This window comes from Streptomyces sp. NRRL S-31 (genome assembly GCF_000718775.1).
Classification (GTDB): domain Bacteria; phylum Actinomycetota; class Actinomycetes; order Streptomycetales; family Streptomycetaceae; genus Streptomyces.
In genome coordinates this window covers 23,852-50,671 of the sequence record NZ_JOCB01000032.1, presented here as the reverse complement: position 1 = coordinate 50,671, position 26,820 = coordinate 23,852, and the positions used below count along the sequence as shown (strand labels likewise).

The following is a 26,820-nucleotide window of genomic DNA, read 5'->3' as shown; positions in this document are numbered from 1 at the left end:
CACACCGAGGCGGTCTGGATCGATTCTTTAATCATCAAGTAAGATCCTCCCCGCCCCCACGGAAGGCAGGACGAACTCATGTCTGCTTTAACGCAGGTTGACTATCTCGTCATCGGCGGCGGCCCCGCGGGCCTCCAGGCCGGGTACTTCTTGGAAAAGAACGGCCGGGATTACCTCATCGTGGAGGAGAGCAATACTCCAGGCGCCTTCTTCACGCGTTTTCCCCGGCATAGAACGCTTATCTCGTCCAACAAGGTGCACACCGGCTGGAGCGATCCGGAAATGCGCCTGCGCGTCGACTGGAATTCCCTCCTCTCGGACGACGGACCGCTGTTCACCGCCTACTCCCCGCGCTACTTCCCGCCGGCCGACGACATGGTCCGCTACCTGGCGGACTTCGCGCGGACCCAGGGGCTGCGCATCCGCCTCGGCACCCGGGTCACCCACGTCACCCGGCCCGCGGACGGTCTGTTCACGGCGACGGACCAGAATGGCAACGTTATCCGGGCGCGCCGGATCATCGTCGCCACGGGCGTCTCCCGGCCGTACACGCCGGCCATCGAGGGCGTCGAGGAAGCCGAACGCTACGACACGGTGACCGTCGACCCCGCGGCCTTCACCGACCAGCGCGTCCTCGTCATCGGGCGGGGCAATTCCGCCTTCGAGACCGCCGACAATCTCATCGAGACCGCCGCCGTCATCCACGTCGCCGGACCCGGCTCCCTCAAACTCGCCTGGCGGACACACTTCGTCGGACATCTCCGCGCGGTCAACAACAACTTCCTCGACACCTATCAGCTCAAGTCGCAGAACGCCGTACTGGACGGCGACATCCTGCGCATAGCGCGGCAGCCGGACAGCACCTATCTGGTGAGCGTCAGATTCGCCCGCGTCGAGGAAGTGGTGAAAGACATCCCGTACGACCGGGTGATCCTGGCCACCGGATTCCGATTCGACGCCTCGATATTCGACGGCGACTGCCGTCCCGACCTCGTCATCAAGGACCGATTCCCACAGCTCACCAGCGCGTGGGAATCCGTGAACGTACCCGATCTGTATTTCGCCGGGACGATCACCCAGTCCCTCGACTTCAAGAAGTCCACCAGTGGTTTCATCCATGGTTTCCGGTACGGGGTGAAGGCGCTCAGCCGCATACTCGAACGCCGTTACCACGACCGGGACTGGCCGCACACCGACCTCACCGCCACCGCGGATGCGGTGAGCGACGCGATCATCGCGCGGGTCAATCGCACCTCCGCCCTGTGGCAGTTGTTCGGGTTCCTCGGCGACGCGGTGCTGCTCGGCACCGACGGCGGGGCCCGGTACTGCGAGGAGGTCCCGGTGGCGCATCTGCACGAGGCCGCGGCCCGGGGCGAGTTCGGGGACCTGGCCGGCTACTTCGCCGTCACCCTGGAGTACGGCGCCGATCACGACCGGGTCGACCCCTTCGACATCACCGTCGCGAGGACGCCCCAGCGGGACACCGGTGGCCTCGACGCGCGCTATCTCCACCCGGTGGTACGGCAGTTCCTGCCGGACGGCACCGGCAAGCCGGTCGCGGAACACCACCTCACGGAGAACCTGGAGAACGAGTGGGACGACCCCGACGTCCACGTCGGCCCGCTCGGTTCCTTCCTCGCCTCCCGGCTGTCCGCCGGGGACGGCCTCCCGGCCGGCGGAGCAGCCGCCGCGCCCAGGCCGTGACCGGCCCGCGGACGGGCCCGGCGTACGATCCGGCCGCACTGGCACGCCGGGCCCGCGCGGAACTGCGGCCGGAGCACTACGACTTCATCGAGGGCGGGGCGGGCCAGGAGACGGCACTGCGGGAGAACGAGGACGCCTTCGCCCGGCTGGCTCTGCTCCCCCGGGTGCTGCGCGGCGGCCCCGGCCCCGGCACCCGCGTGGGGGTGCTGGGCCGGGAGTGGCCGGCACCGCTCTTCGTCTCGCCGACCGCCTTCCACCGTCTCGCGCATCCCGACGGCGAACTGGCCACCGCGCGTGCCGCCGCCGCGACCGGGACCCCGCTGGTCACCGGCATGGCCGCCACCACCGCCGTCGCGGACGTCGTCGCGGCGGCCCGCGCGAGGGACTCGGAGGCCGTCGTCTGGTTCCAGCTGTACCTCCAGCCGGAACACGAGGTCACCGCCGGACTCGTGCGCCGGGCCGAGCGGGCGGGCTGCTCCGCCCTCGTGGTCACCGTCGACTCCCCCGTGTTCGGGAGCCGCACCCGGGACCTGCGCAACGGCTTCCACGACCTGCCGCCCGGTCTCGCGGCCGAGAACATGCGGGACCTGCCCGGTGCCGCGCCCGGCGGCACCCGCGACATCGCCATGTGGCCGGCGGGCTGGGACGATCTGCGGCGGCTGCGCGACCTGACCGACCTGCCCCTCGTCCTCAAGGGCGTGCTGCATCCGGCGGACGCGCGGGCGGCGGTCGAGCAGGGCGTGGACGCGCTGCTCGTCTCCAACCACGGGGGACGGCAGCTCGACGCCGCTCCGGCGGCGGTCGAGGCGCTCCCGGCCGTCGCCGAGGCCGTCGCGGGACGGATACCGGTCCTCATGGACGGCGGGGTGCGCCGCGGCAGCGACATCGCGCTCGCCCTGGCCCTGGGAGCGGTCGCCGCCGGCGTGGGGCGGCCGGTGCTGTGGGCGCTGGCGACGGCCGGCGAGGACGGGGTGACGGAGCTGCTGAGCGCGCTGCGCGCGGACTTCGCCCAGGTGCTCGCCCTCTGCGGCGGGCACCGGCCAGGGGACCTCACGGCCGACCAAGTCGTCGCACGCGGGTTCCCGCGCCGCCGGCCGGAAGGAGAACGAGCATGGTGAGCCGGAGGACGACGGCGGCGACGGCGCTGGGCGGCGCACTGCTGCTGTCCCTGCCCGCCTGGCTGCCCGGCCGGGTCGTCGCCCTGCGGATGAAGGTCTTCGCCCGCGTCAACGGCGACGAGGGCATACCGCTGCCCGGCGCCGTCTTCGGCGCCGACCGCTTCCAGGAGGTCTACGGCCACCCCGCCGCCGGGGGCCGCAGCAAGGGCGCGGCACTGTCCGACCTGTTCTGGTACTGGCTCGCGCCCGGCGCCGATGTCCACCAGGAGCATCTGGAGGCCGGTCCCCGCTACGACGAGGTGGCCCGGCGGACGCTCGCCATCCTGTCCGGCCCGTCGGACGAGCTGTACGCCGCCGCGGCGAGGGCCACCCGGCGCATCCTTGAGACGGCGGACACCGGTCGGATCCGGTCCGTGCGGCTACGCGACCTGATGATGCCGGTGTGGGCCGAGTTCTTCTACGAACTGGTCTTCCGGGAGCCCTGCCCGGCCGAGGCCAGGCGGCTGATCGTCGGCAACGCCACCGACGTGGTCGACGCCCTCAAGTGCACCCGGCTGCGGCACATGCGCCGCAGGAACCGGCTGACCCGCTATCTGCTGCGCCGGCTGGCCGCCGGTGACGTGCCGCACGAACTGCCCGGCTGTCTGACCCGCCGCCAGCAGGCGTTCTATCTGCAAGGCACCTTCTTCAACACCGCCGTGGTCCAGATGTCCGAAGCGATGGCCCATCTCCTGCTGGCCCTGGCCCAGCACCCGGACGTACAGCGGAGGGTGGCGGACACGACCGACGACGACCGCTACTTGTCGCACGTCATGAACGAGACGCTCCGGGTGTTCCCGCTGTTCGGGGTGGCGCATCGCATCACCACCGCCGACATCGCGCTCGACGGCCTGCCCACGATCCCGGCGGGCTCCGTCCTCACCTTCAGCTACCCCGACTACCACGCCACCGGTCACACCGATCCCGAGCGCTTCGATCCGGAGCGCTGGGCGACGCTGTCCGTGAAGAACGCCCACCACATCCCCTTCGGCGTCGCCGCCAACCGGCCCTGTCCCGCCTGGCGCCTCGCACCGATCGTGATGCGCGCCGCGACCCGGGAGGTGCTGGCCCTCTACGTGCTCGACTCACCGGTCGGGCACACCCGTTCCATCCCCCACCGCGCCCCCTGTCTGCTGCTGCCCCGCGAGCGGCCCGCCTCCCGGGCCACCAGGCTCGCGCTGCGCACGGCGCTGGCCGTTCGCGACCGGGCCGAGGACGTCGGGCGCAGCCTGCTGCAACTGGTCCTCGGCACCTGGATGGTGCTGGACGCCCGCCGCACCAGGCCCGCCACGACGTACTTCGCCCGGTACGACACCGAGGGCCGCGCGCTGGGCGCCGGCCGCGGTGCGCCGGGCACCGGCGCGGGACGGGAGCACGGCGCGACGGCCTGCCCGTACCCGGGCCGGAGGGCGTGAAGGCGTCATCCCCGCAGACCCTCGTGGACGTCCCCAGGCCCGCACGGGCCGCCATGGGTCTCCATGGGTCTCCATAGGTCTCCTCCCCCAGGAGTCATCTTTGTCCACCACCGAGTTGGGCCCGGCGTTCTTCCTGGCCGTGGCCGTCATCCTCACCGTCTGCCGTCTCGTCGGTCTGCTCCTGCGCCGCCTCGGCCAGCCACCCGTCGTCGGGGAGATGGTCGCCGGGGTGGCCCTCGGGCCGTCCGTTCTCGGCCTCCTCTCCCCCGGCCTGGAGAAATCCCTCTTCCCGGACGATCTGCGACCCGTGCTGTACGTGGCCGGGCAGGTCGGTCTCGTCGTCTTCATGTTCCTGTCCGGCTACGAGTTCCGGACCGACCGGCTGCGGTCGGTGGGCCGCACGGCGGTGCCCGTCTCGGCGGCCGGCATCGTGGTGCCCCTCCTGCTCGGCTCCGGGCTGGCCTGGGTGGCGCACGATGCGGTGGACCTCTACCCGGACGGTGTCTCGCCCACGGTGGGCGCGCTGTTCGTCGGGGTCACCGTGGCCGTCACCGCGTTCCCGATGCTGGCCCGGATCATCACCGAACGCGGCCTGGCCGACACCCGTTTCGGCTCGGTCGCGCTGGCCTCCGGTGCGCTGGACGACGCCGTGGCATGGGTGCTGCTGGCGATGGTGCTGAGCATGGCGGGCGGCGACGCGGACACCTTCCTGCTGGCCGTGGGCGGCGCGATCGGGCTCGCCGTGTTCCTCGGCGTCTTCCTCCGCGTCCGGGCCAGGTTTCTGGAGCGGGCGCGACGGCTCACCGAGGAGCACATGCTGCTGGTCACCGTGCTCCTGCTGTTCCTCGCCGCCTGGTACACCGACCGCATCGGCCTGTACGCCGTGTTCGGCGCCTTCAGCCTCGGCGCGGTCTTCCCCCGCGACCCGGTGGTGACCCGCGCCGTGGCGGCCATCGCACCGATCAGCCGCATCGTGTTCCTGCCGCTGTTCTTCACCTACTCGGGACTCAACACGGACTTCACCCTGCTGTCCGGCAGCGGTCTGATCCTGTTCACCGTCGCCTGTGTGGCGGTGGCGATCATCGGCAAGTTCGGCGCCTGCTGGGCGGTGGCCCGCATGGTGGGCGAGCCGCCGGAGATCGCCCTGCGGGTGGGCGCGCTGATGAACGCGCGCGGCCTGATGCAGCTCATCGCCATCAACGTCGGCCTCAGCGCGGGCATCGCCTCGCCGGCCCTCTTCGGCGTCCTGGTCGTCGTCGCCCTGGTCACCACGGTGATGACGGCTCCCGTACTGACGTTGCTGGACCGGCGTCAGGCGGCTCGGCACCCGGACGAGAACCCGGCGGCCGAGATGCGCCCCGCGCGGTAGCGCAGCTCCCCGGTGCCGTCGTCATCGCGACGAGCCCGCAACACGACCCCTACGCTTCCCCTTCGAGGTCACCCTCGGTCTCCAGGTACACCCGTCGCAGTTCCTCGAGTACCGCCGGGTCAGGCTCGGCCCACATCCCCCGCGACTCGGCTTCCAGGAGCCGTTCGGCGATGCCGTGCAGCCCCACGGGTTGGCCTGCTGAAGGAACTCCCGGTTCCGTCGTGCTCGTACGCTTCGTCGGGCAACCCCGGTACCGCGCCTTTCCGGAGGGCATCCGCAGCCCGGCGGCACTCGATGGCCACGATGTTGAGCGGATCGCCGGGCGGTTGGGCTCGTGCCCACTCCTCGGCGGTGGTCTCGGCTGTCATCCGTTCCCGGTCGGCACCGAGCACGAGGAGCCGCCGGCCGTGGTCGCCGGGGCGGTGTCAGCATGAGGGCCGCCGTCATCGCGGTGGCAGCATGAGTGCCGCCGTGATCAGCGTCTACGACGGTGCCGAGTTGCTCGCACGCGCCGACGGCTTGCGCCCGGTGTACGTCGTCTTCTGCGCCCCGCCCGTGACGTTCCGGACACGCATGGTCACACATCCCCCGGACGACCCCGCCTGGCGGGCTGCGGCGCGCCTGGCGTAGGAGCTCACCCGGCTGTGGTGGCCAGCGCCTCCTCGGCCTGGCGGACGCGCCACTCCTCGATCCTCTCCTGCTGCTGCCGGGCTCGTTCGAGCAGCGTGTCGAGCCGGTGCCGGTCCAGGCGCTCGTCGATCGCGCTGAGCAGGCGCAGGGTCTGCCAGCCGGCCGCCTTCCCCTCGACCCCCAGCCGCAGGGCTTCGAGGTCCAGTACGGTGCCGAGCGGGGAGGGGCGTACCAGGTGCCCGTTGGGCTTCAGCCGCCCCAGCCTCTCGCCCGCCCAGCCCGCGCACACCTTGTAGCGCCGCACGGGGATGCCAAGGTCTCGCATGATGTCCAACAGCGCCTTCCGGTCCTCGGCGATCTCGGCCGCTACCGGCTCGATCGCACGGCCGAGCGCGGAACCGCGGGCGGTGCGCACCAGGCGGGTGACGCGTGCGGTGCCGGCGGCGGCCCCGGCGAGGTGGTCGTTGAGATAGATGCCGAGCAGCTTCGTGTCGGCGCTTCGTCCGGTGGGGCGGCGCTGGGCGACGCCGGAATTCGGAAGGGTGTTCATCTGTGGTCTCCTCGGGTTGCCGGGCCTGCCGGCATGTGAGCGATGGATCAGCGCGGAGCCGGGCGTCACCGGCGGGTCAGTCCGGGCCGCGGGGGGAGGTGGTAGGTCTGTCTGTGAAACGCGGCCGTTGCGGTACAGGGCGCCGTGCCTTCCGCCGAGGGCGGCTCGCCCGCGGTCCTCGTCCCGGTCCTCCAGGTCGCTGGTGTCGAAGGCAAGTAGTCGATCGTCGGTCTGCGAGACCGTTTCCCTCCGCGGATCGGTCTCCGCCGTCCCGGGTACCGCGGTAGCTCCCCGCGATGTCCGAATCGGCCAATTCCGTGGGAGTCTCGATGACGGCTCATCGCTTGAACCTGCGGCCGATGAGTCCCTTGTCCTGCCCCTCCTGAACGCTCGCACCCGGGCAACCGGGCACGGACGTCGTTCCGCGTTGTACCGCCCCGGCAGACGGCACGACCCGGCTCGGAACACGCATGGGAGCGGCCACGTCGAAGACCATCAAGGAACAGACCGTCGAGGAGCTCGGTGCAGGCAGCAGCATCCTGGTGCGGCAACGCCATGAGCACCAGGAGATGGACCGGCTGATGGACCAGTACCCGACCCTCTTCAACCACGCCCTCACAGAGGAGACGGTGCTGTGGCCCGCCGTACGGGCCTCGGTCCCGGACGGCGAGGAACTGACCGCCCGGGTCGAGGAAGAGCACCGGCAGATCAACGATCTCGTGGTCGGGAACGCCAGCAAGCGCTGAAAAATGTCATTCAGCCGGTCTCCAGCCAGATCAAGGGCATGTCCACCGGGTCCGACCCGATGCAGCGGATCGGAAGCCGCCGGTACCTCGGCAAACTCGCCGTGAATCAGCACGGGACACGTGGCGTGCCGACCGGGTGCCCGGCCGACCTGGCTCCCAGCACACTGAACCATCCCCCGGCGGCTTCCCTACATGGTTACTCACCGTAGCCATCAACCGGAGCCCACGGGAATGGCCAACCGCCCGATACGATCCGGGGGCGGTGCGGCCGGTGCGCTTCTTGGCCTCGTGTCGGCCGAGACCCGGTGGCCCAGCCAGGTCAGGTCAAGTCAGGTCAGGTCAGGTGCCAGGTTCCGGGTCGACTTCGTCGTCCAGCGCAGTGGCGACATCGGATCACCCCGCTCGCCGGGTTCGACCAGCGTCAGCAGCGCGGGCCGCAGCCCCGGATCGAGCTCGGCTGCCTTCCTCCGGCCCCCGCCCGCCCGGCGGACCCGGCCCAACGGACCTGTCCGGACTCCGGTCAAGCCACCCCGCGCCATGGGCGTCTCCCTTGGATCATCGGTCGGTCCACATGAAGATCGCTGCCATGTGAAGTCCTGCCTGGAAGAACACTGCGGTCTTCTCGTAACGGTGGCCAAGCCACGCCGGTTCTTCGAGCGGTTGGTCGCCCGCTCGACGGCGTTGCGTTGCCGGTATGCCTGGCGGTCGAAGCGAGGTGGGCGACCGCCATCGCGGCCTCGCCGCTTCCGGTTGGCGATCTGGTCGGCCGGCTGCGGGATCACCGCCTGGATGCCGCGCCCGCGCAGGTGTTCACGGATCGACTTGGACGAGTAGGCGCGGTCTTCGAGGACGACGGTGGGGCGGGTGCGGGGGCGTCCGATCGCTCTGGGGACTCGTAGGGCGGCCATGACGTGTTCGCGCACTGCGGGAAAATCCGCTCTGCCCTGGGCCAACTCCGCCCCGGTCGACGAGAGTGTTCAACATGACCAGTTCCTGCTCCAGTTGTTCGTACCACGGCGCGGACGGGCGGTCATTGCCGCAGGGAGTGTGCCTGCGCACCGTCGATACGGTGCGCAGGCCGGACCACGGTGGGGCGGCGGGGGCGGTGGAGGTCGTTCACGCGGGCGATTCGGCGAGCCGTTCGGCGGCGCCGGCCAGGAAGGCCGTGATGCCGGACTCCACGGCCGACCGGGCCACCGGGGCGCGAATGCGGTGAGTGGTTGGCGGCGACCGTCTTCGGAAGGCCGTCCCTCCGCACGGACTACAGGTCGCGGCCGGCGATGGCGAGGGGGTCTGCGCCACCGAAGTGCCAGACAGGAAGGATCGCGTCACCTGGTGCCGTTGCTGGCAACGTGGCGGTCGACCCCCACCGCCTTCCTTCTTTCAGCGGAGCCCGGGGCGCGGTCCCTCCGATTCCCCACCACAACGGCTCGGGGCGGCGGTGCGAGTCGGAGCCGGTGGTCCTGAGCAGCATCTGGAAACCCAGTTCCACCTGGCGGACCGGTGCCTCGGCGTCGTCTCCGCCGAGGCGCCGGGCCGCTTGGCAGCAGCCGAGCGCGGTCCCCGCCGCGAGCACGGCGGTGGCGAGCGGTGCGCCGACGCGGGCAGGCTCGGCCACTGCACATTCAAACGCGGGCCGACTTGCGGAGGATGCGGCGGAGTTCGTCCACGATCGCAGTGGCGCGGCGGTCGTCACCCGCTTCCATGAGGTTGGTCAGGAACGCGAATCCAACCTGGTGTGTCGCATCGGCGAAGGCGACCTGTCCGCCGGCGCCGTCGTGTCCGAAGGAGGCGGCCCCGAGGAATTCCCGGGCGAGGGAGGGGAGCTGGAACCCCATGCCCCACCGGGGGAAGGGAGGTTGTCCACCGAAGACCGGGGTGCCTTCGGCCTGCGGTCGAATGGCATCGGCGACCGTGTCGGCGTGCAAAAGCCGCACTCCGTCGGTCTCCACCACGGTGGATGACCAGATCGAGGCCAGCGCCCGGGCTGACGCGATGCCGCCCGCTCCTGGCAGCTCCGCCGCTTGGACCCGGGGATCGTTGAAGCCGCCGGTGGCGTCGACGAGCTCCGGCCGGAACGCGTTTCCGAGAGTCAAGGCCCGCTCCGACCAGTCGACCTCGTCGGCACCGCGCGCAGCCGCCTGTTGCGCAACGAGTTCGGTGAGGCTCGAACCGACCTGCAGATGGGCGACCCGGTGCGCGACCCCGTGGGGGAGACCGATCCACGCGTCGGCCCGCAGCGGGGTGGCGATGAGTTCGTCGAAGTACTGGCCGACCGTTTGACCGGTGATGCGGCGGATGACCTCACCGGCGAGCCAGCCATGGGTAAGGGCGTGGTACGCGTGGCCCTGGCCGATGGGCCACAGCGGTCTCTGGGCTGCCAGGCGGCTGGTGACGACGTCCCAGTCGATGACGTCCTCGACGCACAGGAGGTCGCGCGGCGCGGAGAGCCCGGACCGGTGGGCGAGGAGATCGGCGACCGTGATCTTCTCTTTGCCTTCGGCGGCGAACTCGGGCCAGTAGCTCGCGACGGGGGTGTGGTAGTCGAGGAGACCGTCCTGCACGAGACGCGCCGCGAGGATGGAGACGAGGCCCTTGGTGCAGGAGAAGATGACGCTCGTGGTGTCCTTCGTCCAGGGCGAGCGGTCGCGGGAGTCGGCGGTTCCGCCCCACAGGTCGACGACTGTCTCGCCGGCCACCCGGACGGAAAGCGCCGCGCCCATGGCCTCACGACCGGTGAAGGCGGCGGAGAAGGCGTCCGCGAGGGACGCGAAGCCCGGGGCAGTGCTGCCCTCGATGCGGGTGCTCATTTCTGGGTGCCTTCGTTCTGGAGGGCCAGGGGGACGATGCCGTGCCGCTCCGGTGACCAGCGCACGGGGAGGGGGTCGGATATCGAGCCGGCGAAGCCGTCGTCGGTGGTGGAGTTGTCGAAGGCGAGCAGCACGGACCTGCCGCTCCGGTCCTCGACGAGGCGCCCGCTGTAGCGGGACTCCTCGATGACCAACGTGGCGTCCTCTACCGGGTACGGGCCCAGGACAGCCTCGGCCGGAACGCTCCAGACACCTCCGACCTGACCGGCCGTGCGCCGAGCGGCGGACAGCCGGGGAGTGTCGCAGGACAACAGCAGTACAGACTGGCCGTCGACGGTCGCGATCTGGGGAACCTCCAGGTGCGCGAAGCCGGCGCCCGCCCGGCTGAGCGGTGGCCGGACGGTCCACGTCTGAAGATCAGGTGACGTCGCGTGCCCGATCACGCCCCGGTCGTCGACAGCGCCGTGGCCGGCCCGGGCCGTGAGGAGCATGTGCCAGCCGTCACCGGCCGGATCCGCGCACACCCAGGGATCGCGCCATGCCTCTTCCGGCCAGCTGGAGGTCCCCAGTTTCTCGTACCAGCGGCCGTCCGCTTCGACGACCGGACCGGGCCGCTTCGTCCAGGTGTGCAGGTCGGGGGAGGTCGCCGCGCCGATGGTTTCGACGTTGCCTCCGGCAGCGAGGAAGCGGGCTCCCGTGTAGAACATCCACCAGACGCCGTCGGGTCCGCGGAGCACGCTGCCCGTCCAGGTGGCGGTCTCGTCGAAAGAGCCAGGATCGCCGGGGCCGAGGACCGGCCCGTGGTCCTGCCAGTCGACCAGGTCGGCGGAGGTGGCGTGCCCGATCCGGGCGTTACGATGCCGTAGTTCCGGGTCCCCCAGACTCTTGGGAGCGTGGAGGTAGAACAGATGGAAGGTGTCGCCGTCATCGGCGAACCAGAAGTCCCACACCCAGGCGTGGTCGAGCTGGAATGTCATGCAACGTCCTTGTGGCTGCGGCCGTCGTCGTGAGGACGCCGGACTGGTGAGGGTGACGGAGGAGGAGTGCTTCAGCCTTTGACCGCACCCTGGAGAAGCGCCTTGATGAACTGGCGCTGGAAGATGACGTAGATCACGATCGTCGGCAGCATGATGATCAACGCGCCCGCGAACAGCAGGGGAAGCTGGTTGAGGTACTGCCCCTGGAACGCTCCCAGAGCCCCGGCCATGGTGCGTTTGTCGGGATCGTCGATCAGGACCAGGGGCAGGAGGAACTGGTTCCAGGTCCACAGGAACAGCAGGATGGCCAGCGCGGAGAGGGCGGGCATGGCCAGCGGGATCTGGATGCGCCGGATCTCCTGGAAGGTGCTCGCCCCGTCGATGCGGGCCGCTTCCGAGAGTTCGGTGGGTACGCCGACGAAGTGCGCCCGCATCCAGACGACACTGAAGGGCATGAAGAGCCCGACCAGCGGCAGGACGACCGCCCACTGGGTGTTCAGCAATCCCATGGCGCTGACCTCGTAGTAGATCGGGATGATGATCGCTTCGAAGGGAATGGTCAGTCCCAGCAGCAGCAGGACGAAGACGTATTTCCCGCCGCGGACGCGCAGGTTGCCCAGGGCGTAGCCGGCCAGCGTCGACAGGAGCAGGCTGAGCGGGACGACGCCGAGGACGATCAGGGTGCTGGAGCCGAGCAGTTCCCAGACGTGCGCGGTCCGGAAGGCGACGGCGAAGTTGCCCCACTGGGGATCGCTGGGCCAGGAGAAGCCATCGGGGATGCGGTCTGCGGGCTGCAGGGCTCCGGAGAGCATTCCGGCCAGCGGCAGCAGGGTGAGGATCAGGACGAGGACGAGGACGATCCGTCCGATGATCGCTTCGGTTCTGTTGACGACCATCAGTCTCGTTCCCTTGCCAGCAGTTGAATGGGTAGCACCGCCAGCAGGACGAGTGCGAGGAGGATGACACCGAAGGCCGACGCCAGGCCGACTTCACTCTGGGTGAAGGCGAGCCGGAAGATCGAGATGCCGGGGACGAGCGTGCTGGTTCCCGGACCGCCCTTGGTGGTGGTGTAGATGATGTCGAAGCTGCTCAGCGCGGCGATGACGGTAATGGTGACCAGCACCGCGATCTCCTGCCGCAGTCCGGGAAGGGTGACGGTCACGAACTCCCGCCACCAGCCCGCCCCGTCGAGGCGTGCCGCCTCGTAGAGGGACGCGTCGATCTTTCCTATGCCGGTGAGCAGCAGGATGGTACACAGGCCCGTCAGCACCCAGGAGCCGATGAGGCCGACAGCGGGCAGGGCGGTTCCGAAGCCCGCCAGCCAGGACCGCGAGAGGAAGCCGAGGCCGACGGAGTCGAGAATGGTGTTGATCGTGCCGGTCTGCGCGTACATCCACGACCACGCGATACCGGCGGCCACCAGCGGGATGATCTGCGGCAGGAACAGCACCGTGCGGGCGGCGGTGGCGAAGGGCCCGGGCCTCATCGTGCGGATCAGGGTCGCCAGGGCCAGGCCGCCGGACACCGGGATCACCGTGAAGAAGACGATGAGGATCAGCGCGTTGACGATCGAGATCAGCAGCTCCGGATCGGTGAAGACCCGGACGTAGTTGTCGACACCGACCCAGGTCGACGCGCCGACGCCGTTCCAGCGGTAGAACGAGTACTGCACTGCCGTGATCAACGGGTAGACCACGAAGGCACAGAAGAACGCCAAGGCCGGCAGGACGAAGAGCCAGCCGACGACAAGCCGGTGCCGGGCCGCCCCGCGTGTGGAGGAGCGGCCGCCACGGTCGGAAGATATCCCGACGTCCGCGGCATGAGCGCCCATGTCGGGTCGCCGCAGTGCCGCCGCGGTCGGCTTCGGGTCCTCATGCTTACGGACGTCGTCGGCCATCAGCCCGCCAGCTCCTTGGCGTAGTACTCCTGGATCGCCGTGACGAAAGCCTTGGGTGCCATGCGCCGGGTCAGCAGCTTCTGCTCGTCCGGCTGGAAGGCGCCCGCGTAGATACCCGCCGTGGTGTTGGCCATGAAGTCGACGAACCCGTCATCGGATGCGACCTTCGCCGACGCGGTGAGGGCCTGCGCGGTCAGTGAACCGTCCTTCACCTTGGGCAGTTTCTGTGAGGGATCTCCTCCGGGCGAGGCGCCCGTGACGTCGACGACGATCTGACGGGCCTTGGGGTCGGTGTGGATCCAGTTCAGGAAGAAGGCCGTCGCGTCGGCGTGCTTCGCCTTGGCCGGGATGGCGAAGGAGTTCGCGGCACCCATCGCCACGTAGGGTCCGTCCGCGGTGGCCGGAGGCACGAGGACGAACCGGGCGGCGCCCTCCCCCATCGCCTTGTCGGTCTTCGCCGCGTCCCAGTTACCGTCGAACATCAGCAGGCCCTCGCCCGCTTGGAAGTTGGACACCATCGTCGTGTAGTTGATCGCGTTCACGTCGGACGGGAAGTATCCCGCGTCGGCCCATTTCTTGAAGATCGTGGCGCCCTTGAGGCTGGCCTCGGTGTCGAAGGTGGCACCGGGCTTGTTGAACATCCAGTCCACCAGGTCGGCCTTGTCCCCGTACTGGTTGATCAGCGCCTGGAGCGCGAACGTGCCCACACCGTCCTGCATGCCGATCTGCACGGGCAGGATCTTGGCCGCCTTGGCCTTGGCCATCCATCGCTCCAGCTCCGCGATGGTCGACGGCGAGCCGGACAGCCCCAGTTGCTTGGCGTACTTCTGGTTCACGTAGATGCCTGTGACGCTGTAGCCCAGGCCCATCTGGTAGAGCGAGCCCTCGCCCCTGACTCCCTTGGTGCTCATCCGGGACGCGGCCAGCTGGCCTGCGGGGAACTTGTCCCACCCATAGCCCTTGAAGTACGGGTCGAGGTTGGTCAGGAGCCCGTCCTTGACTGTGTCCCCCATGGTGGGAAGCCGAATGAGGTCGGGCGCGTCGGCGCTGGCCAGCAGGCGCGGCGCGTTGGCGGTGAGGTTGGCGAAGCTGTCACGGACGACCTTGAAGGTGACGTTCGGGTGCTGCTTCGTGAATTCGTCGGCCAGGTCGTCGGTGACGGGAAAGCCCGCTTCGTCCTGGATCTTGATGGTGATCTTGTCGGACGGAAGTTTCAGGCTCACCTTGCCCGATGCGGCCGGGCTCGCTTCCGGGGATCCCGGCGCACACCCGGCCAGGACGAGCCCGCTCAGGGCGACTGCGGCCGTGACGGCCGGCCTCCAGCTCATGGATGGTACGGCTCTGCGTCCCTCACCGGGGCGGATCGACTTGCGTGCCATGTACAAGACTCCGTTGTCTGAGCGTGCTCCGTGGAAGATGCTCCTGCGCACCACAAGCGGGTGGCGCCGCCGCTGTGGGGGATCAGCGCCCCCGACAAACGGGCTAAACTGCCTGCTAAAAGCATTTAGCGCTGCTCATACTGGGATGCCGGATGCCCTCTGTCAAGGACGAGTTCTCAGGGGTCAGAGCGTTGTGATTGTCTTGAGACCTGCACGCACGCCGTCCCGTCGCGCCGCATGAGAGGAAGCCATGCCGCCCAAGCGCGTCACGCTCGCCGATGTCGCCCGCCGTGCCGGGCTGTCCCCGACCGCCGCATCGATGATCCTCAACGGCAGGCCCGACTCCCGGCTCTCCGCCGACGCGCATGCCCGGGTCCACGAGGCGGCCACCGAACTCGGATACCGGCCGAACGTCGCGGCACGCAGCCTGCGCACCGACAAGACCCTGACCATCGGGTTCATCTCCGACGTGGTCGCCACCACCCGTTTCGCGAGTGGCCTGATCCGGGGAGCGCTGGACGCCGCCCAGCGAGCGGGGCATGTCATGCTCGTACTGGAGACCGGTGGCGACCCGGCGCGTGAGTCGGAGGCGATCGGCGCCGTACTGGACCGTCAAGTGGACGGGATCATCTTCGCCGTCATGCGTGCCCGGGAACTGTTCGTGCCCGAGATCCCGGCGACCACACGCGTCGTCATGCTCAACGCCACGAACAAAAAGCATCCCGTTTCCGTGCTCCCCGACGAACTCGCCGGCGGCGCCTCAGCGGTCACACTCCTCGCTGACGCCGGCCACCGTGAGGGAATCGCCCTCATCGGGCACAACGCGGAAACCGAGAAGGGACTCTTCCGATCCACCACCGTCGAACACCGGATCTCCGGCATCCGCGCGGAGATGGCCAGACGAGGGCTGCGGTTCGCCGCCGAGGAGTCCTGCTGGGACTGGGAACCGCACCACGGCTACGACGTCACCCACGCCCTCCTCGAACGCCGCAGTGACATCCGGGCTCTGCTGTGCATGAACGACCGCCTCGCGTTCGGCGCGTACCAGGCCCTGGCAGACCACGGACTGACCGTCCCGAACGACATCTCCGTCGTCTCGTTCGACAACGACGAACTCGCCTCCTACCTCCGGCCCGGCCTCACGACCGTCGGACTGCCGCACGAGGCCATGGGCCGCGCCTCCGTCGAAATGCTCCTCGCCCCCGGCGCACCGTCCGGCGGCCGCCTGATTCCCATGCCCGTGATCCAGCGGGCATCGGTCCGGGCCCGTCCGCTCGATCAGACGCCTGCCTGAACGCCCGCTCGTCGTCCCGGTTCCCGGACGCCGTGGCAATGTCAGGCTGATGCCGTTGACTCGACAGCTGTCCAGTGATCCGCACCAGCCGGCAGGCGACCGGTCCCGGGACGACCGGGGGCCGGGTCCCACCTCGGAGATCCAGGTAGGTGCCGCCGGGTTCGGCCAAGGCGTTCGCATGGCCGGCGTAGGCCTCGTGTTCGCCCTGGCCGGTCCGGTGCGTCACGTGAGCGCCCCAGCGGGTTGACCACGAACCCACGGGCCCGACCACCAGAATCAGGAAACCCACCCGTGGGTTCACGGTGAAGAACGTTCGGTTTCCCTGAACCCGCGGACCTCAACGGGTGTGAGCAGTTGCCGGTACAGAACGTACCGTTGAGATTGATCATGGCCCGGCTGGCGTCGAGGTGAGCGGGTCGTCCAGCCGCCGAGTGCGGACTCGGCGGGGGCGGGGGATGTCGTCGGCGCCCTGGAGGTCGGCGAAGTCGGCGAGCGCCCGGTAGACGCTCGCGACGCTGGGGGCCTGCCCCTTGCGCTTGCCGGTGGGGATGATCAGGTCGGGCTGGAACTGCTCGACCGATTCGCCGTTCGCACGGCGGCGGGCACGGTGTGCAGCATGTCCTCGGTGATGACGGGCGGCCGCCCGCCGTGCTTGCCCTTGCGGGCGGCCGCGTCGAGCCCTTCGAGGGTCGACTCCCGGACGTTCTCCTGCTCGGGTCTCCGCCATCGCCGCGAAGAACGCGAACAGCAGGCGTCCGGGCCCACTGGGGTCGTACATCCGGGGCAGGGTCCGGCGAGCTTCTCCAGGACCAGGCCATGGGCGGTGAGGTGGTCGACGAGCGCGGTGAGTTCTGCGGCGTCGCGGCCCGGGCGCTTCATCTCGTACACGGTGAAGATGACCCGGTAGTGCGGGGCGTGGGCCTTGATCTGGCGGGCGAGCGCGAGCGCGGCCTCGAACTGGGGGCGAACCCGGACGCGGGTGCTGATCTTCTCGGAGAACACCATGTCGCGCGGGATGCCGTGCTTGGCGAGGGCGTCGAGCTACGACTGGAGTTTCCGGGTGATCGCCAGCCGCTGGTGGCTCGGCCGCCACTCCTACGGCCCCGTGGAGGGGGGCCGGCGAGCCCGGACCACCCTCAGCTCACCCCTGTGGAAGACCTACGGCCGGCAGCGACAACCGCGGCGGCCGGAGGGTGCTCACGCGGCCTCGACCCAAGAGTGAGGACGACTCCCGTCACGTCCTCACGGCGGCATCGACACGTGCATATCGACCCTGGAAGAAGAGCAGCGGGCCCTCAGTGCTCGTCGAAACAGCCAGATCGTGTACGCGGCTCAGAACGAACCAGTGGTCTCCGGCGTCGGAGACCGTATTGATGTCGCACTCGATCCAGGCGATGACGTCCTGGAGGACGGGTGCGCCGTTGGAGGCGCGATGCCAGCGGATGCCTTTGAACTTGTCGCCGCCGCTGGAGGCGAAGGCGCGGCAGAGGTCCTGCTGGTGGTCGCCCAAGACGTTCACCACGAAGGAGCCGGCCCGCTGGATGAGTGGCCAGCTGGTCGAGGACTTGCCGGGAAAGAAGCCGACCATGGGCGGGTCGAGGGAAACGGAGGCGAAGGACCCTACGGCAAACCCGACTGGCTCGCCGTCGGCGATGGCGGTGATTACCACCACTCCGGTGGGGAAGTGGCCCAGGACTCGGCGGAAGTGGGCGAAGTCGATCGACGGCGGTGCCTTGATCGACGCGGGCGGCTTGTCGGTTGCCGTGGTCACGTCCGTAGCCATGCGGACTCCCTGGAGGAGAGGGGTGGGAACAGTCAGTAGTCCTGTAGGGCCAGGTCCCTTATGTTGCGGTTCCCGTCGGCCCAGATGATGTTCATGGTCAGCGCGCTGATGCGCCAGCCGTCCGCCGTGCGCGTCAGGCCGTAGCGGTACTCGCCGCCCAGTGTCCAGGTCGGACCACCGAACGGGTTCGGCAGCAGGTGCGTGGCCTGGAACATCGCGGTGGCGTGAGCGGTGGTTCCCTCGACGGTGACGAGGTGGTTGGAGATCAGGTGCTGTGTGGCCTGGAGGCCTTGGCGGTTGCTGCGCCACTTGCCGATGACGTCCTTGCGCGGGAGCGTCACCGGCTCCCCGCCGTTGAGGCTGGTGTAGTCCAGGCGAATCTCATCGGTGAACAGGTCGACGAGCTGGTCCCATTCGCAGTGGTCCAGGTGCCACCCCATGCGGGCACACAGCTCGACGATTTCGTAGCGGTCGCGGAGGTGTTGATCGGTCACGGTTGACTCCTTCGTCGGGTGGCGTGGGTCGCTGGCCGAGTATCGGCAGGGTGGTCCGCGGGCTGCCAGAGCGAACTTCCACCAGGGGTCGCAGACGTGGTGGTCGAAGCACCAGGGCACTGCCTCCCGGCCCCTGCCCCTGTCGTGTGCCTACGTTTGACTCCCTGTTACGACTCGTAAAAAACCTTCCAGAAGGTTTGACAGTGCGGGAACGTCCTGTCTAGCGTCGATCACGTGGCCAAAGATGGAACGGTGGGCAGTCCCAGAAGGCAGCGTGAGGCGTTACGCCACTTCCTGCGGTCCCGCAGAGCACGGCTTTCACCCGACGACGTCGGGTTGCTTGCTACCGGTCGGCGGCATACGCCGGGGCTGCGGCGTGAGGAGGTCGCGGTCCTCGCAGGAGTCAGCGCCTCGTGGTACACGTGGCTCGAGCAAGGGAGGGATATCAAAGTCTCGGACGGCGTGCTGGACGCGATCAGCCAGGCTCTGAGACTCGATGACATCGAACGGGCACACCTCTACCGGCTGGCCGGGGTCAATCCACCGCAGTCAGCGCCGGCAACCGTGGGATACGCGGAGACGTCCCGGCTCCAGCTCATCGTGGACGGTTGGCTGCCGGCACCTGCTTTCGTCATCGACCGTTACTGGAACACCCTGGCCGTCAATCAGTCGGCACAGTCACTGCTGGGCGTGGAGACGGGCGGCCGGAACTATCTTGCGGCGTTCTTCGCCGAACCGTCCGCCCGCACCCGCTACCCCGACTGGGACGAGCTGGCGCCCCGGCTGGTCGGCCAGTTCCGTGTCCAGGCGGCACGCTTTCCGGAGGATCCCTGGTTCGACAGGATGGCTCGCAAGCTGTGTGCCGCCGACCCGGACTTCGCCGCGCTCTGGGCCCGGCACGAAACCTGTGACACGGCAACGACGAGTGTGCGGGTACGACCGCCGGGCCAGGAAAGCGTCCGCTACGAACACTTGATCCTGGCGCTTCTCGGGAACGCGGATCTGCGGCTCATGCTCTACCTGCCCCAGGGCAGGCGCATCTCTGCGGACACCGATTTCCGGCTGGTGGCGAGTTGACCTCCCTGGCACAGGGCTCCTCCCTCGGCTCTCCGATCATCCGGTGACGCATAACCCCCCGAGCGGCACATCGAACCCTGACTGCCTGTAGGGCCGCGCGGCCGCTGGAACCGGCAGACGCGCGTGTACACCTGCGGAAAGCCAGAAAGCATCCGAAGGAGCTATCACCATGACCAACATCCGCACGTCCCTGCGCATCGGTGTCCTCGGTGCAGGCAATATCGGTCGCCCGATTGGGCGGCATTGGGCAGTGGCCGGTCACCAGGTCGTGTTCGGATCGCGCACCCCCGAACAGCTCGCGGAGTTCGTGGGCGCCCTCGGCCCGGCCTCGCGGGCTGCGACACTGGCCGAGACGGCGGAAACGAGCGACGTCCTCCTGCTGTCGGTGCCCTACTCCGCCTGGGACAATCTCCTGCAGACGGTCGGTGACCGGCTGGCCGGCAAGCTCGTCATCGATGCCACCAACCCCATGGGCTTGTCCGAGGACGGCCGCATCATCTCCACCCTCGACCCAGGCGTGACCCAGGGCCGACACGCCGCGAAGCTGCTGCCAGATGCCACGATCGTACGGGCCTTCACACACATCATGGACGAACTCCTGTGGTCGCGCGGCACGCAGCAGATGCACTTCTGGGGGATGGCGTACGCCGGTGACGACGCCGGAGCGAAGGATGTCGCCGCAGGGCTGATTCACGACACGGGATTCACCCCCATCGATCTGGGCGGGCTCGACGACTCCGCCGCACTCGACCCGGGCGGTGTCCTCTTCCCCCACATGTTCACCCCGGCCGACCTGCGCGCGGCGGCCGGCCTCAGCGCGTGAGCGAGCAGGAGAGCCGTTCGGCAACCGGCCGGACGGCGCCGCCTCGCCGGGAACAAGCCATCCGAAGGGACAGAGATTCACGTGCACAGCACAGCTCCGCCTTCCGCCACGGCAGCGCCACTGTTCGGGCCCTTCACCGTGGGATCACTGGAGCTCGAGAACCGGATTGTCATGGCCCCGATGACCCGAGAGCTCTCCCCTGAAGGTGTACCCGGGCCCGAGGTGGCCGCGTACTATGCACGCCGCGCCGGAAACGGCGTGGGTCTGATCATCACCGAGGGTGCTGCCATCGGGCACCCCTCGTCCGAGCGTCGTACCGCGGTCCCCCGTATCCACGGTGCTGACGCCCTTGCCGGCTGGGCGCGAGTGACCCAGGCAGTCCATGCGGCCGGCGGCCGGATCGCCGCCCAACTCATGCACGCAGGTCTGGATCCGCTGCTGTGGGGCATGACTCCCGCGGAGATGGACGCTGCTTCGCCAGCCGGTTTCGAGTTGCTCAGTCCGTCCGGCATCGATCCATCGCAGCTCGAGGCGACCCCCGTGGGGCGCGTGATGAGCGACACCGACATTGCGAGTGTGATCGACGCCTATGCCCGTGCAGCCGCCAACGCCCGACAGGTCGGGTTCGATGCCATCGAGTTGCACGCCGCTCACGGCTACCTCATTGATCAGTTCTTCTGGGCTGTCACCAATCAGCGCGACGACAGCTACGGCGGGGATCTGTCGGCCCGCACACGTTTCGGCGTCGAGGTCGTGCGGGCTTGCCGTCACGCCGTGGGAGAGGATTTCCCGATCTTCCTGCGGTTCTCGCAGTGGAAGGTCGGCCACTACGCAGCGCGGCTCGCTCACAGCCCGGACGAGCTTGCGGCCCTGCTCGGCCCGCTGGCGCAGGCGGGGGTGGACGTCTTCCACTGCTCGACGCGCCGGTTTTGGCAGCCCGAATTCGAGGGTTCGGATCTCAACTTGGCCGGCTGGACCAAGAAGGTGACGAGCCGGCCCGTCATCACAGTCGGCTCAGTCGGGCTGAACGACAGCGACTTCCTCACCTATCTCGACGGCACGGGAGCCGACGTCGAAGATGTCGGTGTGGTCGCCGACAGACTCGCACGGGGCGAGTTCGATCTCGTCGCTGTGGGGCGTGCCCTGATCGCCGATCCCGCCTGGCCCGCCAAGGTGCGGGGCGGGCACTTGGCCGACCTGGTTCCCTTCGAGGCACACATGCTCACCACTCTGCACTGACGCCGTGCACGGCGGTGACCCTACGCCCGGGTCCGCTCCTCTCGGAGACGGGCCCGCACCGCACGCTGCGAGAGCGGGCAGGCTCGTTCGGTGCCCGCCCGCTCCTGTGGCCGGCGGTCTCACGCTCCTCCGGTGACATCCAGAACAGTCTTGCCGAATTCCCCTGCCGTCTCGACGAGTTCATGTGCTTTGGCAGCTTCGGCAAGCGGCAGCAGCGTATTCACCACCGGCGCGAGCCGCCCCTCACCCACCAGATCGGTGCGGGCGAGCAGACCCCTGCGATCCGGTTCGAGCATGAACACCGCACGCTTCTCCTGCTCGGCGGCTTGCCGGACCAGCGTGTCCTCGGGCGGGGCAGGCAGAGTCACCAAGATGCCGCCCGGCCGCAGCACGGACAGTGACCGCATGACACACGCGGTGTCCGTCAGTGCCTGCCACGCCGTGAGGCCGGCCAAGGGCAGCGTTGCGGACTCCCAGTGGCCGAGCCGGTCGAGAGCCTGAACGAAGTGCCGTGCGGGTCCCACCACGAACTCCGCGTACGCCCCCGCCGCATGGAGGAATCTCGGCATGCCGATCACCGTGTCGCCCGGCCGGAGAGGGTAACGCCGGTACCCACCGACTTGACGGTCCCGCACTCACGCAGCGAGCACCCCAGGCCCGCCGAATTCATGCTGACTGATGGCGAGCATCTGCCTCACCAAGATGTCCTCCTTGTCTCTTGGAACGCGGTAATCGTCGTCAGGCCCGGGCCAAAACGGAAGAGACCAACATTCATGGTTTCCCCACCACCACCATGGGCCATACCAGCAGATTTTCACTCTGGAAATCCGTCCGGCAATACCGAAATAGTGGCGTCACATCGATTGCAGATGTCAGGGAGACACGGGAGGGTGCATGCCAGTCAGTGGTCCCATATCGCCGAAACTGTTCCATCGCTCTGTCGACGACATTCTGGGGCCCCGAGAAAGGCGCTTCTTCGGTGAGGGTTTCAAACGGGCCGAGCATCGGGTGCGGCACGTCTCCGTGGCCCGCGGGTCTGATCAGACGGCACACGCCGATGCCCGCTTCAGCGTGCATTACCCCGAGGACTGGTCACGCAAGGGCGACGCAGACCAGCGTCCGCACCTGTCCACCGTGGACGTCCTGGTGATCGGCGCCCAGCTCGGCGAGGTGCACCTGGCGCATGTCCTCGGGCTGAGCTCGGATCAGCGGGCACGGGCAGTGCTCCAGCGGGTCCGTATCAAAGCAGGGACGTCCCCGGTCGAGGAGGACCTGGCCGACTTCGCCGCCACTGCTCAGCTGGTGGCAACCGTCCCGTCCTGCCAGGCTGCCGGCCTCTTCGTCAGCACCGTGGAGTGCGTGGTCGGCACCCTGCGGATGCGGTGCGAGATTCGCCACGAGGCAGGCGTCCCAGACCCAGCCCCCGGCTCCTACGACTCACTGCGTGGCCTGCTCGGTGACCCGCGCCTGCGGCTGTTCGGTGAGGGCTTCACCACCCGCAGCCAGTTCGTCGAAAACGTCGGGATCGACCCGCAGGCCCGCGAGGCCTCCGCCACCGTACGCGTGCTCACGGACGAGGACGCTCCCTCGCCTGTCGCCGGACTCGAGGGCGCGCATCACGACCGCGCGTCCGCGATCGACGCATTCGTCATCGGGCTACAGCTGGGCCAAGTTCTGCTCTACGCGCTCGATGACGTGTCCCGCGCCAGGAGCAACACGCTGTGGATGCGCGAGACGTTGCTAGAACTCGACCCGCTGCGGCTTCCGCTGCCCGCGACCGCAACCGCGACCACGCGGCTCGACCGATGCAAGCGGCTCGAAACCAGCAAAGGGGAGGTCTGGCGTTCGGCGGACATCGTCGGCGAGTTCCTCGGCGTGCGCCTGTGCTGCTCGGTCGCCCACCGCCTGCCCTGACCCGCTCTCCGCACCCGGTCGGCCGCCGGCCCGCCCCGCATGACCTCAGGCCGGCCGATTCCAATTCCATGGATCTTCTCTGATCCGCAGACTCCGAGAAAGCAGAGAACTTATGAACCTGGCCATTTCCGGTACGTACTCGGTGGGCAAGACCCTGACCACCATGGCCGTCTCACACCTGACCGGACTTCCGCGCAGTGCTGCGGCGACGATGCGTGAACTGCTGCCGATTTCCGTGCCTGGGAAGACCCTTGAGGAGTGCACGGCACCCGAGATCATCATGCTGATCATGCGACGCAACCAGGAGCGCGCGGTCAACGAGAGCCACCTGCCCGGCGGATTCGTCTCCGACGGGTCCTCGCTCCACGAGTGGTGCTACGGGACGGTCCGCGTCCTGGTGGGCATCAACCCGAACGACTCGGTGAACCTCGAGAACGTCGAGATGACGGACGAAATACGGTTCTTCTCCCAGGTAATGGAGCAGATGGGTGTCCCCGCCAAGCAACACGCCAAGGCCTCATACCACTCCTTCGTCCACCTGCCCATCGAGTTCCCGCTGGTCGAGGACGGCCACCGGCCCGTCAACGAGCGCTTCCGGTCGCTGGCGGACGAGATGCTGCTGAAGGTCCTCAACGAATTGCGAATCCCGGTGCACATCGTCGGCGGCACGATTCCGGAACGACTGGAGAAGATCATGGACATCTACGGCTTCACGCCTCAGATGTCCATCGACGAAGCCATCGCCCGGGCTCAGGAGGACTACGCGAAGATCGACACCACCAGCGAGACCGACCGCGCGCCGGTCACGGCGGCATGAGCGGCGCCGGCGTTCTCGCCGGGCTGGGCTCCGCTCTGCCGACGCGGCTGGTCACGAACGAGGAGTTGTCCCGGCGCCTGGACACGGACGACCAGTGGATCCGGTCACGGACCGGCATCAGGCAACGCTACTGGAGTGACGGGGTGTCCACCGGTGACCTCGCCGTCGAGGCGGGGCGGCGTGCGCTGAAGGCCGCGGGAACGAACACGGTGGACCTGGTGGTGCTGGCCACCACCACCCCCGACCACCCATGCCCCGCCACCGCTCCGGACGTCGCGGGCCGCCTGGGCCTGAACGGAGTCGCGGCGTACGATATCGCGGCGGTGTGCAGCGGTTTCGTCTACGCACTCGCCTCTGCGGCCGCGCACATCACCGCCGGTCTCGCCACCAGTGCGCTGGTCATCGGAGCCGAGACGTACTCCACCATCCTCGATCCGCAGGACCGGACGACGTCCGTCATCTTCGGCGATGGCGCCGGTGCGGCCGTACTGCGGTCGGGGTCCGTCGACGAACAAGGGGCGTTCCTCGGATTCGACCTCGGCAGCGACGGGGGACTGAAGGACCTAATCGTGATCCCGGGCGGCGGGTCACGTGAGCGGGCCGCGGCGGAACGCCTGCAGTCTGCCGGGACATACTTCACGATGCAGGGCAAGCCCGTGTTCCGACATGCGGTGACGCGGATGGCTTCGTCGGCCGGCGCACTGCTCGACCGTACCGGCTGGTCGTCGGCGTCCGTCGACTGGTTCGTGGGACACCAGGCGAACGCGCGTATCCTGCATGCCGTCGCCGATCAGCTCGGCATCGACGACGAACGCACTGTCATCGATCTTGACCGAGTCGGCAACACCTCGGCGGCTTCCATCCCCCTGGCACTGTCGCGCGCCTCCCGCGAAGGGCTGCTCTCACCAGGCGCCCGAGTCCTGCTCAGCGCGTTCGGCGGCGGAGTGACCTGGGGATCCACAGCACTGCTGTGGCCCGACATCACCGCCCTGTGAGAGGTCCGCGCGTCGCATTCGAGGAGCGACCACCACTCATCCTCCTGCAGAGGAAGGAGAACGGTATGACCGACCCAACGGTCGCGCGCATCATCGCGATCATTTGCGAACACTTCGACACCGGTGACACGGAGGTGTCGGCGGCCACCGACTTCGAGTCCTTGGAGTTCGACTCGTTGGTCCTCGTGGAACTGGCGGTCATCCTCACCAATGAGTTCGGTGTCGAGGTGACCGACGAGGAACTCGCCAACGGCAGGACCGTCGGTGAAAGCGCAGCCATCGTGGCGCGGAAGAGCGCCGCTCTGGCCCGATGACCCCACATCAGTCCCACGTCTCCAGCAAGGAGAGATGACCGGCCTGGGTGGGAGGGCGCCGGCGGCGCCCTCCCACCCAGGCTTCGTTCTTTCGACCACTTCCCGCCAGACAGGAGAAACGTGCCCGATGTCCCGCAGTCGGCGGCCTTCTTCGACATCGACGGAACGCTGACGACCACCACCACCATGTTCGACTTTCTCGCCCATCACCTGTCCGTCCGCGGCAGGTATTCCGAGTACGCCGCACTGCACGATCGACTGCGCGCCATGACGGAGGCTGGTGCGGACCGTGTCGACCGGTGCCGTGCCTACTACCGCGTGTATGCGGGGACCGATGAGTCGAGTCTCCTCACCGAAGGTGAGCGATGGTTCCTTGACCGGGTCGGAACACCCGGCTTCTTCAACGAGCCCGTACGTGCCGCGTTCGGTGCCCACGCCGCCGCGGGCGATCTGACAGTCCTCGTGTCGGGTTCGTTCTCCGCCTGCCTGGAACCGCTCGCCGCATACCTAGGCGCCGACGTCCTGCTGTGCTCGCGCCCCGAGGTTCGCGACGGACGCTACACGGGCGCCATCACGACTCCGATGATCGGCGCCGCCAAAGCGGCCGCGGTGTCCCGTCTCGCCGCCGGGCGCTCACTGTCGCTGAAGGACTCCTACGCATACGGGGACCACTTGTCCGACGTCCCGTTCATGGAACTCGTCAGCAAGCCGGTCGCCGTCGGTCACGATCCCGGGATGCGCCGTCATGCCCGCGCACGCGGCTGGCAGTGCCTGGAGGGCCCCCGCTGCCGGGGCCGGCAGGGGTGAGCGGAACATGACACGCAGCCGCCCCTTGAGGATCGCAGTCGTGGGCGCCTACGGCAACGGCAAGACGACCCTCACCACCGAACTGTCCCGGCAGCTCGAGCTCCCGCGCACCCACGGCTCGGCCATGCGTGATCCTGCGGGAGGATCGGGCAAGTCCTTGGAGGACTGCACGGACCCGGAGCTGATCCAGCTCGCCGTCCGCCGATTCACCGAACGGGTGGTGGACGAGGCCCGCTGGTCACAAGGGTTCGTCTCAGACGGATCGGTGCTACACGAGTGGGTCTACACCAAGGTGCGTCTGGTGCTCGGCCGCCTGCCCACTGCGTCCGCCCGGCTCGACGTCACTCCGCGGCCGGCCGTGACCGCGGCGTATGAAGAAGTCACCGATCAGATCGGCCTGCTGGCCCAGCGGTACGCATGCGACACCTACGACGTGGTGGTGCATCTGCCGGCCGACGTGCCGTTGCCGGAAGGGCACCGTCCGATCAGCGAGCACTTCCGTCGCGTGTCCGACCAACTCCTGCTGGAGACGCTGGAGGCGTGCGGCGTCCCATTTCACGTCGTCACCGGCAGCGTCCAGGAACGGGTTCGCCGGTGCCGGGAACTCATCGAGACCTGGAACGCGTAAG

The 26,820-nt window shown here is 68.7% G+C and carries 27 protein-coding genes and 3 pseudogenes; 16 read left to right on the top strand and 14 right to left on the bottom strand.

Features of this window, described 5'->3' with window-relative positions; translation table 11 throughout:
• Positions 1-78: 78 nt before the first annotated feature.
• The 4 genes from IF37_RS0115140 to IF37_RS0115125 all read left to right on the top strand — a co-directional run bounded on the left by IF37_RS0115140 (position 79) and on the right by IF37_RS0115125 (position 5,645).
• Positions 79-1,704 carry an NAD(P)-binding domain-containing protein gene (locus IF37_RS0115140; RefSeq protein WP_079165744.1) on the top strand — a complete coding sequence of 542 codons (1,626 nt, stop codon included), beginning with the start codon at positions 79-81 and terminating at the stop codon, positions 1,702-1,704.
• Entirely contained in the window at positions 1,701-2,822 is a 1,122-nt protein-coding gene (locus IF37_RS0115135) for an alpha-hydroxy acid oxidase (RefSeq protein WP_052845199.1), read from the top strand. Before IF37_RS0115140 ends, IF37_RS0115135 begins: the two co-directional genes overlap by 4 nt.
• On the top strand, positions 2,816-4,276 hold the full coding sequence (locus IF37_RS0115130) for a cytochrome P450 (protein WP_030742071.1): 1,461 nt from the start codon (positions 2,816-2,818) through the stop codon (positions 4,274-4,276). Before IF37_RS0115135 ends, IF37_RS0115130 begins: the two co-directional genes overlap by 7 nt.
• A 100-nt stretch (positions 4,277-4,376) precedes the next feature.
• Positions 4,377-5,645, top strand: coding sequence for a cation:proton antiporter (locus tag IF37_RS0115125; protein WP_030742069.1), 1,269 nt, complete (start codon positions 4,377-4,379; stop codon positions 5,643-5,645).
• Between the two features lie 215 nt (positions 5,646-5,860).
• On the opposite strand, the pseudogene IF37_RS45795 reads toward IF37_RS0115125, so the two are convergent.
• Positions 5,861-6,034: pseudogene (locus IF37_RS45795) on the bottom strand (cobalamin biosynthesis bifunctional protein CbiET); the annotation flags it as partial.
• A gap of 70 nt (positions 6,035-6,104) precedes the next feature.
• On the opposite strand from IF37_RS45795, the gene IF37_RS44475 reads away from it, so the two are divergent.
• Positions 6,105-6,275: a hypothetical protein gene (locus tag IF37_RS44475; RefSeq protein WP_158727341.1), complete on the top strand. Its 171-nt coding sequence runs from the start codon at positions 6,105-6,107 to the stop codon at positions 6,273-6,275.
• 4 nt (positions 6,276-6,279) lie between these two features.
• Here the strand turns inward: IF37_RS44475 and IF37_RS0115105 are convergent, their stop codons facing one another.
• Positions 6,280-6,825, bottom strand: coding sequence for a hypothetical protein (locus IF37_RS0115105; protein WP_030742065.1), 546 nt, complete (start codon positions 6,823-6,825; stop codon positions 6,280-6,282).
• 470 nt (positions 6,826-7,295) lie between these two features.
• On the opposite strand from IF37_RS0115105, the gene IF37_RS0115100 reads away from it, so the two are divergent.
• Positions 7,296-7,571: a hemerythrin domain-containing protein gene (locus IF37_RS0115100; RefSeq protein WP_030742063.1), complete on the top strand. Its 276-nt coding sequence runs from the start codon at positions 7,296-7,298 to the stop codon at positions 7,569-7,571.
• Between the two features lie 344 nt (positions 7,572-7,915).
• Here IF37_RS0115100 and IF37_RS45790 read toward each other — a convergent pair.
• The 8 genes and pseudogenes from IF37_RS45790 to IF37_RS0115065 all read right to left on the bottom strand — a co-directional run.
• Positions 7,916-8,074: pseudogene (locus IF37_RS45790) on the bottom strand (ISAzo13 family transposase); the annotation flags it as partial.
• A gap of 52 nt (positions 8,075-8,126) precedes the next feature.
• Positions 8,127-8,515: pseudogene (locus IF37_RS45785) on the bottom strand (transposase); the annotation flags it as partial.
• A gap of 317 nt (positions 8,516-8,832) precedes the next feature.
• Complete coding sequence (locus IF37_RS44470; protein WP_158727340.1) at positions 8,833-9,189, bottom strand: hypothetical protein; 357 nt, start codon at positions 9,187-9,189, stop codon at positions 8,833-8,835.
• Positions 9,190-9,196: 7 nt separating this feature from the next.
• A complete protein-coding gene (locus tag IF37_RS0115085; protein WP_030742061.1) occupies positions 9,197-10,381 on the bottom strand; it encodes a serine hydrolase in 1,185 nt (394 codons plus the stop codon).
• Positions 10,378-11,358 (bottom strand): glycosyl hydrolase family 32, encoded by a 981-nt coding sequence (locus IF37_RS0115080; protein ID WP_030742059.1) that lies wholly within the window; start codon positions 11,356-11,358, stop codon positions 10,378-10,380. The genes IF37_RS0115085 and IF37_RS0115080 overlap by 4 nt, the downstream gene beginning before the upstream one ends.
• A gap of 71 nt (positions 11,359-11,429) precedes the next feature.
• Positions 11,430-12,254, bottom strand: a complete 825-nt coding sequence (locus IF37_RS0115075) for a carbohydrate ABC transporter permease (RefSeq protein WP_030742057.1) — start codon at positions 12,252-12,254, stop codon at positions 11,430-11,432.
• Complete coding sequence (locus IF37_RS0115070) at positions 12,254-13,255, bottom strand: carbohydrate ABC transporter permease (protein WP_253915773.1); 1,002 nt, start codon at positions 13,253-13,255, stop codon at positions 12,254-12,256. The genes IF37_RS0115075 and IF37_RS0115070 overlap by 1 nt, the downstream gene beginning before the upstream one ends.
• Entirely contained in the window at positions 13,255-14,478 is a 1,224-nt protein-coding gene (locus IF37_RS0115065) for an ABC transporter substrate-binding protein (protein WP_253915772.1), read from the bottom strand. The genes IF37_RS0115070 and IF37_RS0115065 overlap by 1 nt, the downstream gene beginning before the upstream one ends.
• 406 nt (positions 14,479-14,884) lie before the next feature.
• On the opposite strand from IF37_RS0115065, the gene IF37_RS0115060 reads away from it, so the two are divergent.
• On the top strand, positions 14,885-15,928 hold the full coding sequence (locus IF37_RS0115060; protein ID WP_030742051.1) for a LacI family DNA-binding transcriptional regulator: 1,044 nt from the start codon (positions 14,885-14,887) through the stop codon (positions 15,926-15,928).
• Between the two features lie 552 nt (positions 15,929-16,480).
• Here IF37_RS0115060 and IF37_RS39415 read toward each other — a convergent pair.
• From IF37_RS39415 to IF37_RS0115045, 3 genes are all read right to left on the bottom strand, one after another.
• Positions 16,481-16,933 carry a recombinase family protein gene (locus IF37_RS39415; RefSeq protein ID WP_079165742.1) on the bottom strand — a complete coding sequence of 151 codons (453 nt, stop codon included), beginning with the start codon at positions 16,931-16,933 and terminating at the stop codon, positions 16,481-16,483.
• Positions 16,934-17,162: 229 nt separating this feature from the next.
• Positions 17,163-17,711: a flavin reductase family protein gene (locus IF37_RS0115050; RefSeq protein WP_079165741.1), complete on the bottom strand. Its 549-nt coding sequence runs from the start codon at positions 17,709-17,711 to the stop codon at positions 17,163-17,165.
• A gap of 32 nt (positions 17,712-17,743) precedes the next feature.
• Positions 17,744-18,205 carry a nuclear transport factor 2 family protein gene (locus tag IF37_RS0115045; protein ID WP_030742047.1) on the bottom strand — a complete coding sequence of 154 codons (462 nt, stop codon included), beginning with the start codon at positions 18,203-18,205 and terminating at the stop codon, positions 17,744-17,746.
• Between the two features lie 234 nt (positions 18,206-18,439).
• Between IF37_RS0115045 and IF37_RS0115040 the strand changes: the two genes are divergently transcribed.
• From IF37_RS0115040 to IF37_RS0115030, 3 genes are all read left to right on the top strand, one after another.
• Positions 18,440-19,282: a helix-turn-helix transcriptional regulator gene (locus IF37_RS0115040; protein WP_037856540.1), complete on the top strand. Its 843-nt coding sequence runs from the start codon at positions 18,440-18,442 to the stop codon at positions 19,280-19,282.
• Between the two features lie 169 nt (positions 19,283-19,451).
• On the top strand, positions 19,452-20,105 hold the full coding sequence (locus IF37_RS0115035) for an NADPH-dependent F420 reductase (protein WP_030742043.1): 654 nt from the start codon (positions 19,452-19,454) through the stop codon (positions 20,103-20,105).
• 75 nt (positions 20,106-20,180) lie between these two features.
• A complete protein-coding gene (locus tag IF37_RS0115030) occupies positions 20,181-21,344 on the top strand; it encodes an NADH:flavin oxidoreductase (protein ID WP_030742036.1) in 1,164 nt (387 codons plus the stop codon).
• A gap of 119 nt (positions 21,345-21,463) precedes the next feature.
• Here IF37_RS0115030 and IF37_RS0115025 read toward each other — a convergent pair whose 3' ends face one another.
• On the bottom strand, positions 21,464-21,913 hold the full coding sequence (locus IF37_RS0115025; RefSeq protein WP_030742033.1) for a zinc-binding dehydrogenase: 450 nt from the start codon (positions 21,911-21,913) through the stop codon (positions 21,464-21,466).
• Between the two features lie 325 nt (positions 21,914-22,238).
• Between IF37_RS0115025 and IF37_RS0115020 the strand changes: the two genes are divergently transcribed.
• From IF37_RS0115020 to IF37_RS0114995, 6 genes are all read left to right on the top strand, one after another.
• Positions 22,239-23,258, top strand: coding sequence for an AvrD family protein (locus tag IF37_RS0115020; protein ID WP_079165739.1), 1,020 nt, complete (start codon positions 22,239-22,241; stop codon positions 23,256-23,258).
• Positions 23,259-23,370: 112 nt separating this feature from the next.
• Positions 23,371-24,075, top strand: a complete 705-nt coding sequence (locus IF37_RS0115015; RefSeq protein WP_030742029.1) for an AAA family ATPase — start codon at positions 23,371-23,373, stop codon at positions 24,073-24,075.
• Positions 24,072-25,070, top strand: a complete 999-nt coding sequence (locus IF37_RS0115010; RefSeq protein ID WP_030742028.1) for a beta-ketoacyl-ACP synthase III — start codon at positions 24,072-24,074, stop codon at positions 25,068-25,070. Before IF37_RS0115015 ends, IF37_RS0115010 begins: the two co-directional genes overlap by 4 nt.
• A 65-nt stretch (positions 25,071-25,135) precedes the next feature.
• On the top strand, positions 25,136-25,384 hold the full coding sequence (locus tag IF37_RS39410; protein ID WP_037856537.1) for an acyl carrier protein: 249 nt from the start codon (positions 25,136-25,138) through the stop codon (positions 25,382-25,384).
• A 120-nt stretch (positions 25,385-25,504) separates the two neighbouring features.
• On the top strand, positions 25,505-26,191 hold the full coding sequence (locus tag IF37_RS0115000) for an HAD-IB family hydrolase (protein ID WP_037856534.1): 687 nt from the start codon (positions 25,505-25,507) through the stop codon (positions 26,189-26,191).
• Between the two features lie 40 nt (positions 26,192-26,231).
• Complete coding sequence (locus IF37_RS0114995) at positions 26,232-26,819, top strand: AAA family ATPase (protein WP_253915771.1); 588 nt, start codon at positions 26,232-26,234, stop codon at positions 26,817-26,819.
• Position 26,820: the final 1 nt, after the last annotated feature.

What these genes read in the sequence shown, in the direction of transcription:
- IF37_RS0115140 (WP_079165744.1), top strand. Translation starts at nt 79, where the DNA reads ATGTCTGCTTTAACGCAGGTTGACTATCTCGTCATCGGCGGCGGCCCC.
- IF37_RS0115130 (WP_030742071.1), top strand. Translation starts at nt 2,816, where the DNA reads ATGGTGAGCCGGAGGACGACGGCGGCGACGGCGCTGGGCGGCGCACTG.
- IF37_RS44475 (WP_158727341.1), top strand. Translation starts at nt 6,105, where the DNA reads ATGAGTGCCGCCGTGATCAGCGTCTACGACGGTGCCGAGTTGCTCGCA.
- IF37_RS0115105 (WP_030742065.1), bottom strand. Translation starts at nt 6,825, where the DNA reads ATGAACACCCTTCCGAATTCCGGCGTCGCCCAGCGCCGCCCCACCGGA.
- IF37_RS0115100 (WP_030742063.1), top strand. Translation starts at nt 7,296, where the DNA reads ATGGGAGCGGCCACGTCGAAGACCATCAAGGAACAGACCGTCGAGGAG.
- IF37_RS0115085 (WP_030742061.1), bottom strand. Translation starts at nt 10,381, where the DNA reads ATGAGCACCCGCATCGAGGGCAGCACTGCCCCGGGCTTCGCGTCCCTC.
- IF37_RS0115080 (WP_030742059.1), bottom strand. Translation starts at nt 11,358, where the DNA reads ATGACATTCCAGCTCGACCACGCCTGGGTGTGGGACTTCTGGTTCGCC.
- IF37_RS0115075 (WP_030742057.1), bottom strand. Translation starts at nt 12,254, where the DNA reads ATGGTCGTCAACAGAACCGAAGCGATCATCGGACGGATCGTCCTCGTC.
- IF37_RS0115070 (WP_253915773.1), bottom strand. Translation starts at nt 13,255, where the DNA reads ATGGCCGACGACGTCCGTAAGCATGAGGACCCGAAGCCGACCGCGGCG.
- IF37_RS0115060 (WP_030742051.1), top strand. Translation starts at nt 14,885, where the DNA reads ATGCCGCCCAAGCGCGTCACGCTCGCCGATGTCGCCCGCCGTGCCGGG.
- IF37_RS39415 (WP_079165742.1), bottom strand. Translation starts at nt 16,933, where the DNA reads ATGGTGTTCTCCGAGAAGATCAGCACCCGCGTCCGGGTTCGCCCCCAG.
- IF37_RS0115050 (WP_079165741.1), bottom strand. Translation starts at nt 17,711, where the DNA reads ATGGCTACGGACGTGACCACGGCAACCGACAAGCCGCCCGCGTCGATC.
- IF37_RS0115035 (WP_030742043.1), top strand. Translation starts at nt 19,452, where the DNA reads ATGACCAACATCCGCACGTCCCTGCGCATCGGTGTCCTCGGTGCAGGC.
- IF37_RS0115025 (WP_030742033.1), bottom strand. Translation starts at nt 21,913, where the DNA reads ATGCCGAGATTCCTCCATGCGGCGGGGGCGTACGCGGAGTTCGTGGTG.
- IF37_RS0115020 (WP_079165739.1), top strand. Translation starts at nt 22,239, where the DNA reads ATGCCAGTCAGTGGTCCCATATCGCCGAAACTGTTCCATCGCTCTGTC.
- IF37_RS0115015 (WP_030742029.1), top strand. Translation starts at nt 23,371, where the DNA reads ATGAACCTGGCCATTTCCGGTACGTACTCGGTGGGCAAGACCCTGACC.
- IF37_RS0115010 (WP_030742028.1), top strand. Translation starts at nt 24,072, where the DNA reads ATGAGCGGCGCCGGCGTTCTCGCCGGGCTGGGCTCCGCTCTGCCGACG.
- IF37_RS39410 (WP_037856537.1), top strand. Translation starts at nt 25,136, where the DNA reads ATGACCGACCCAACGGTCGCGCGCATCATCGCGATCATTTGCGAACAC.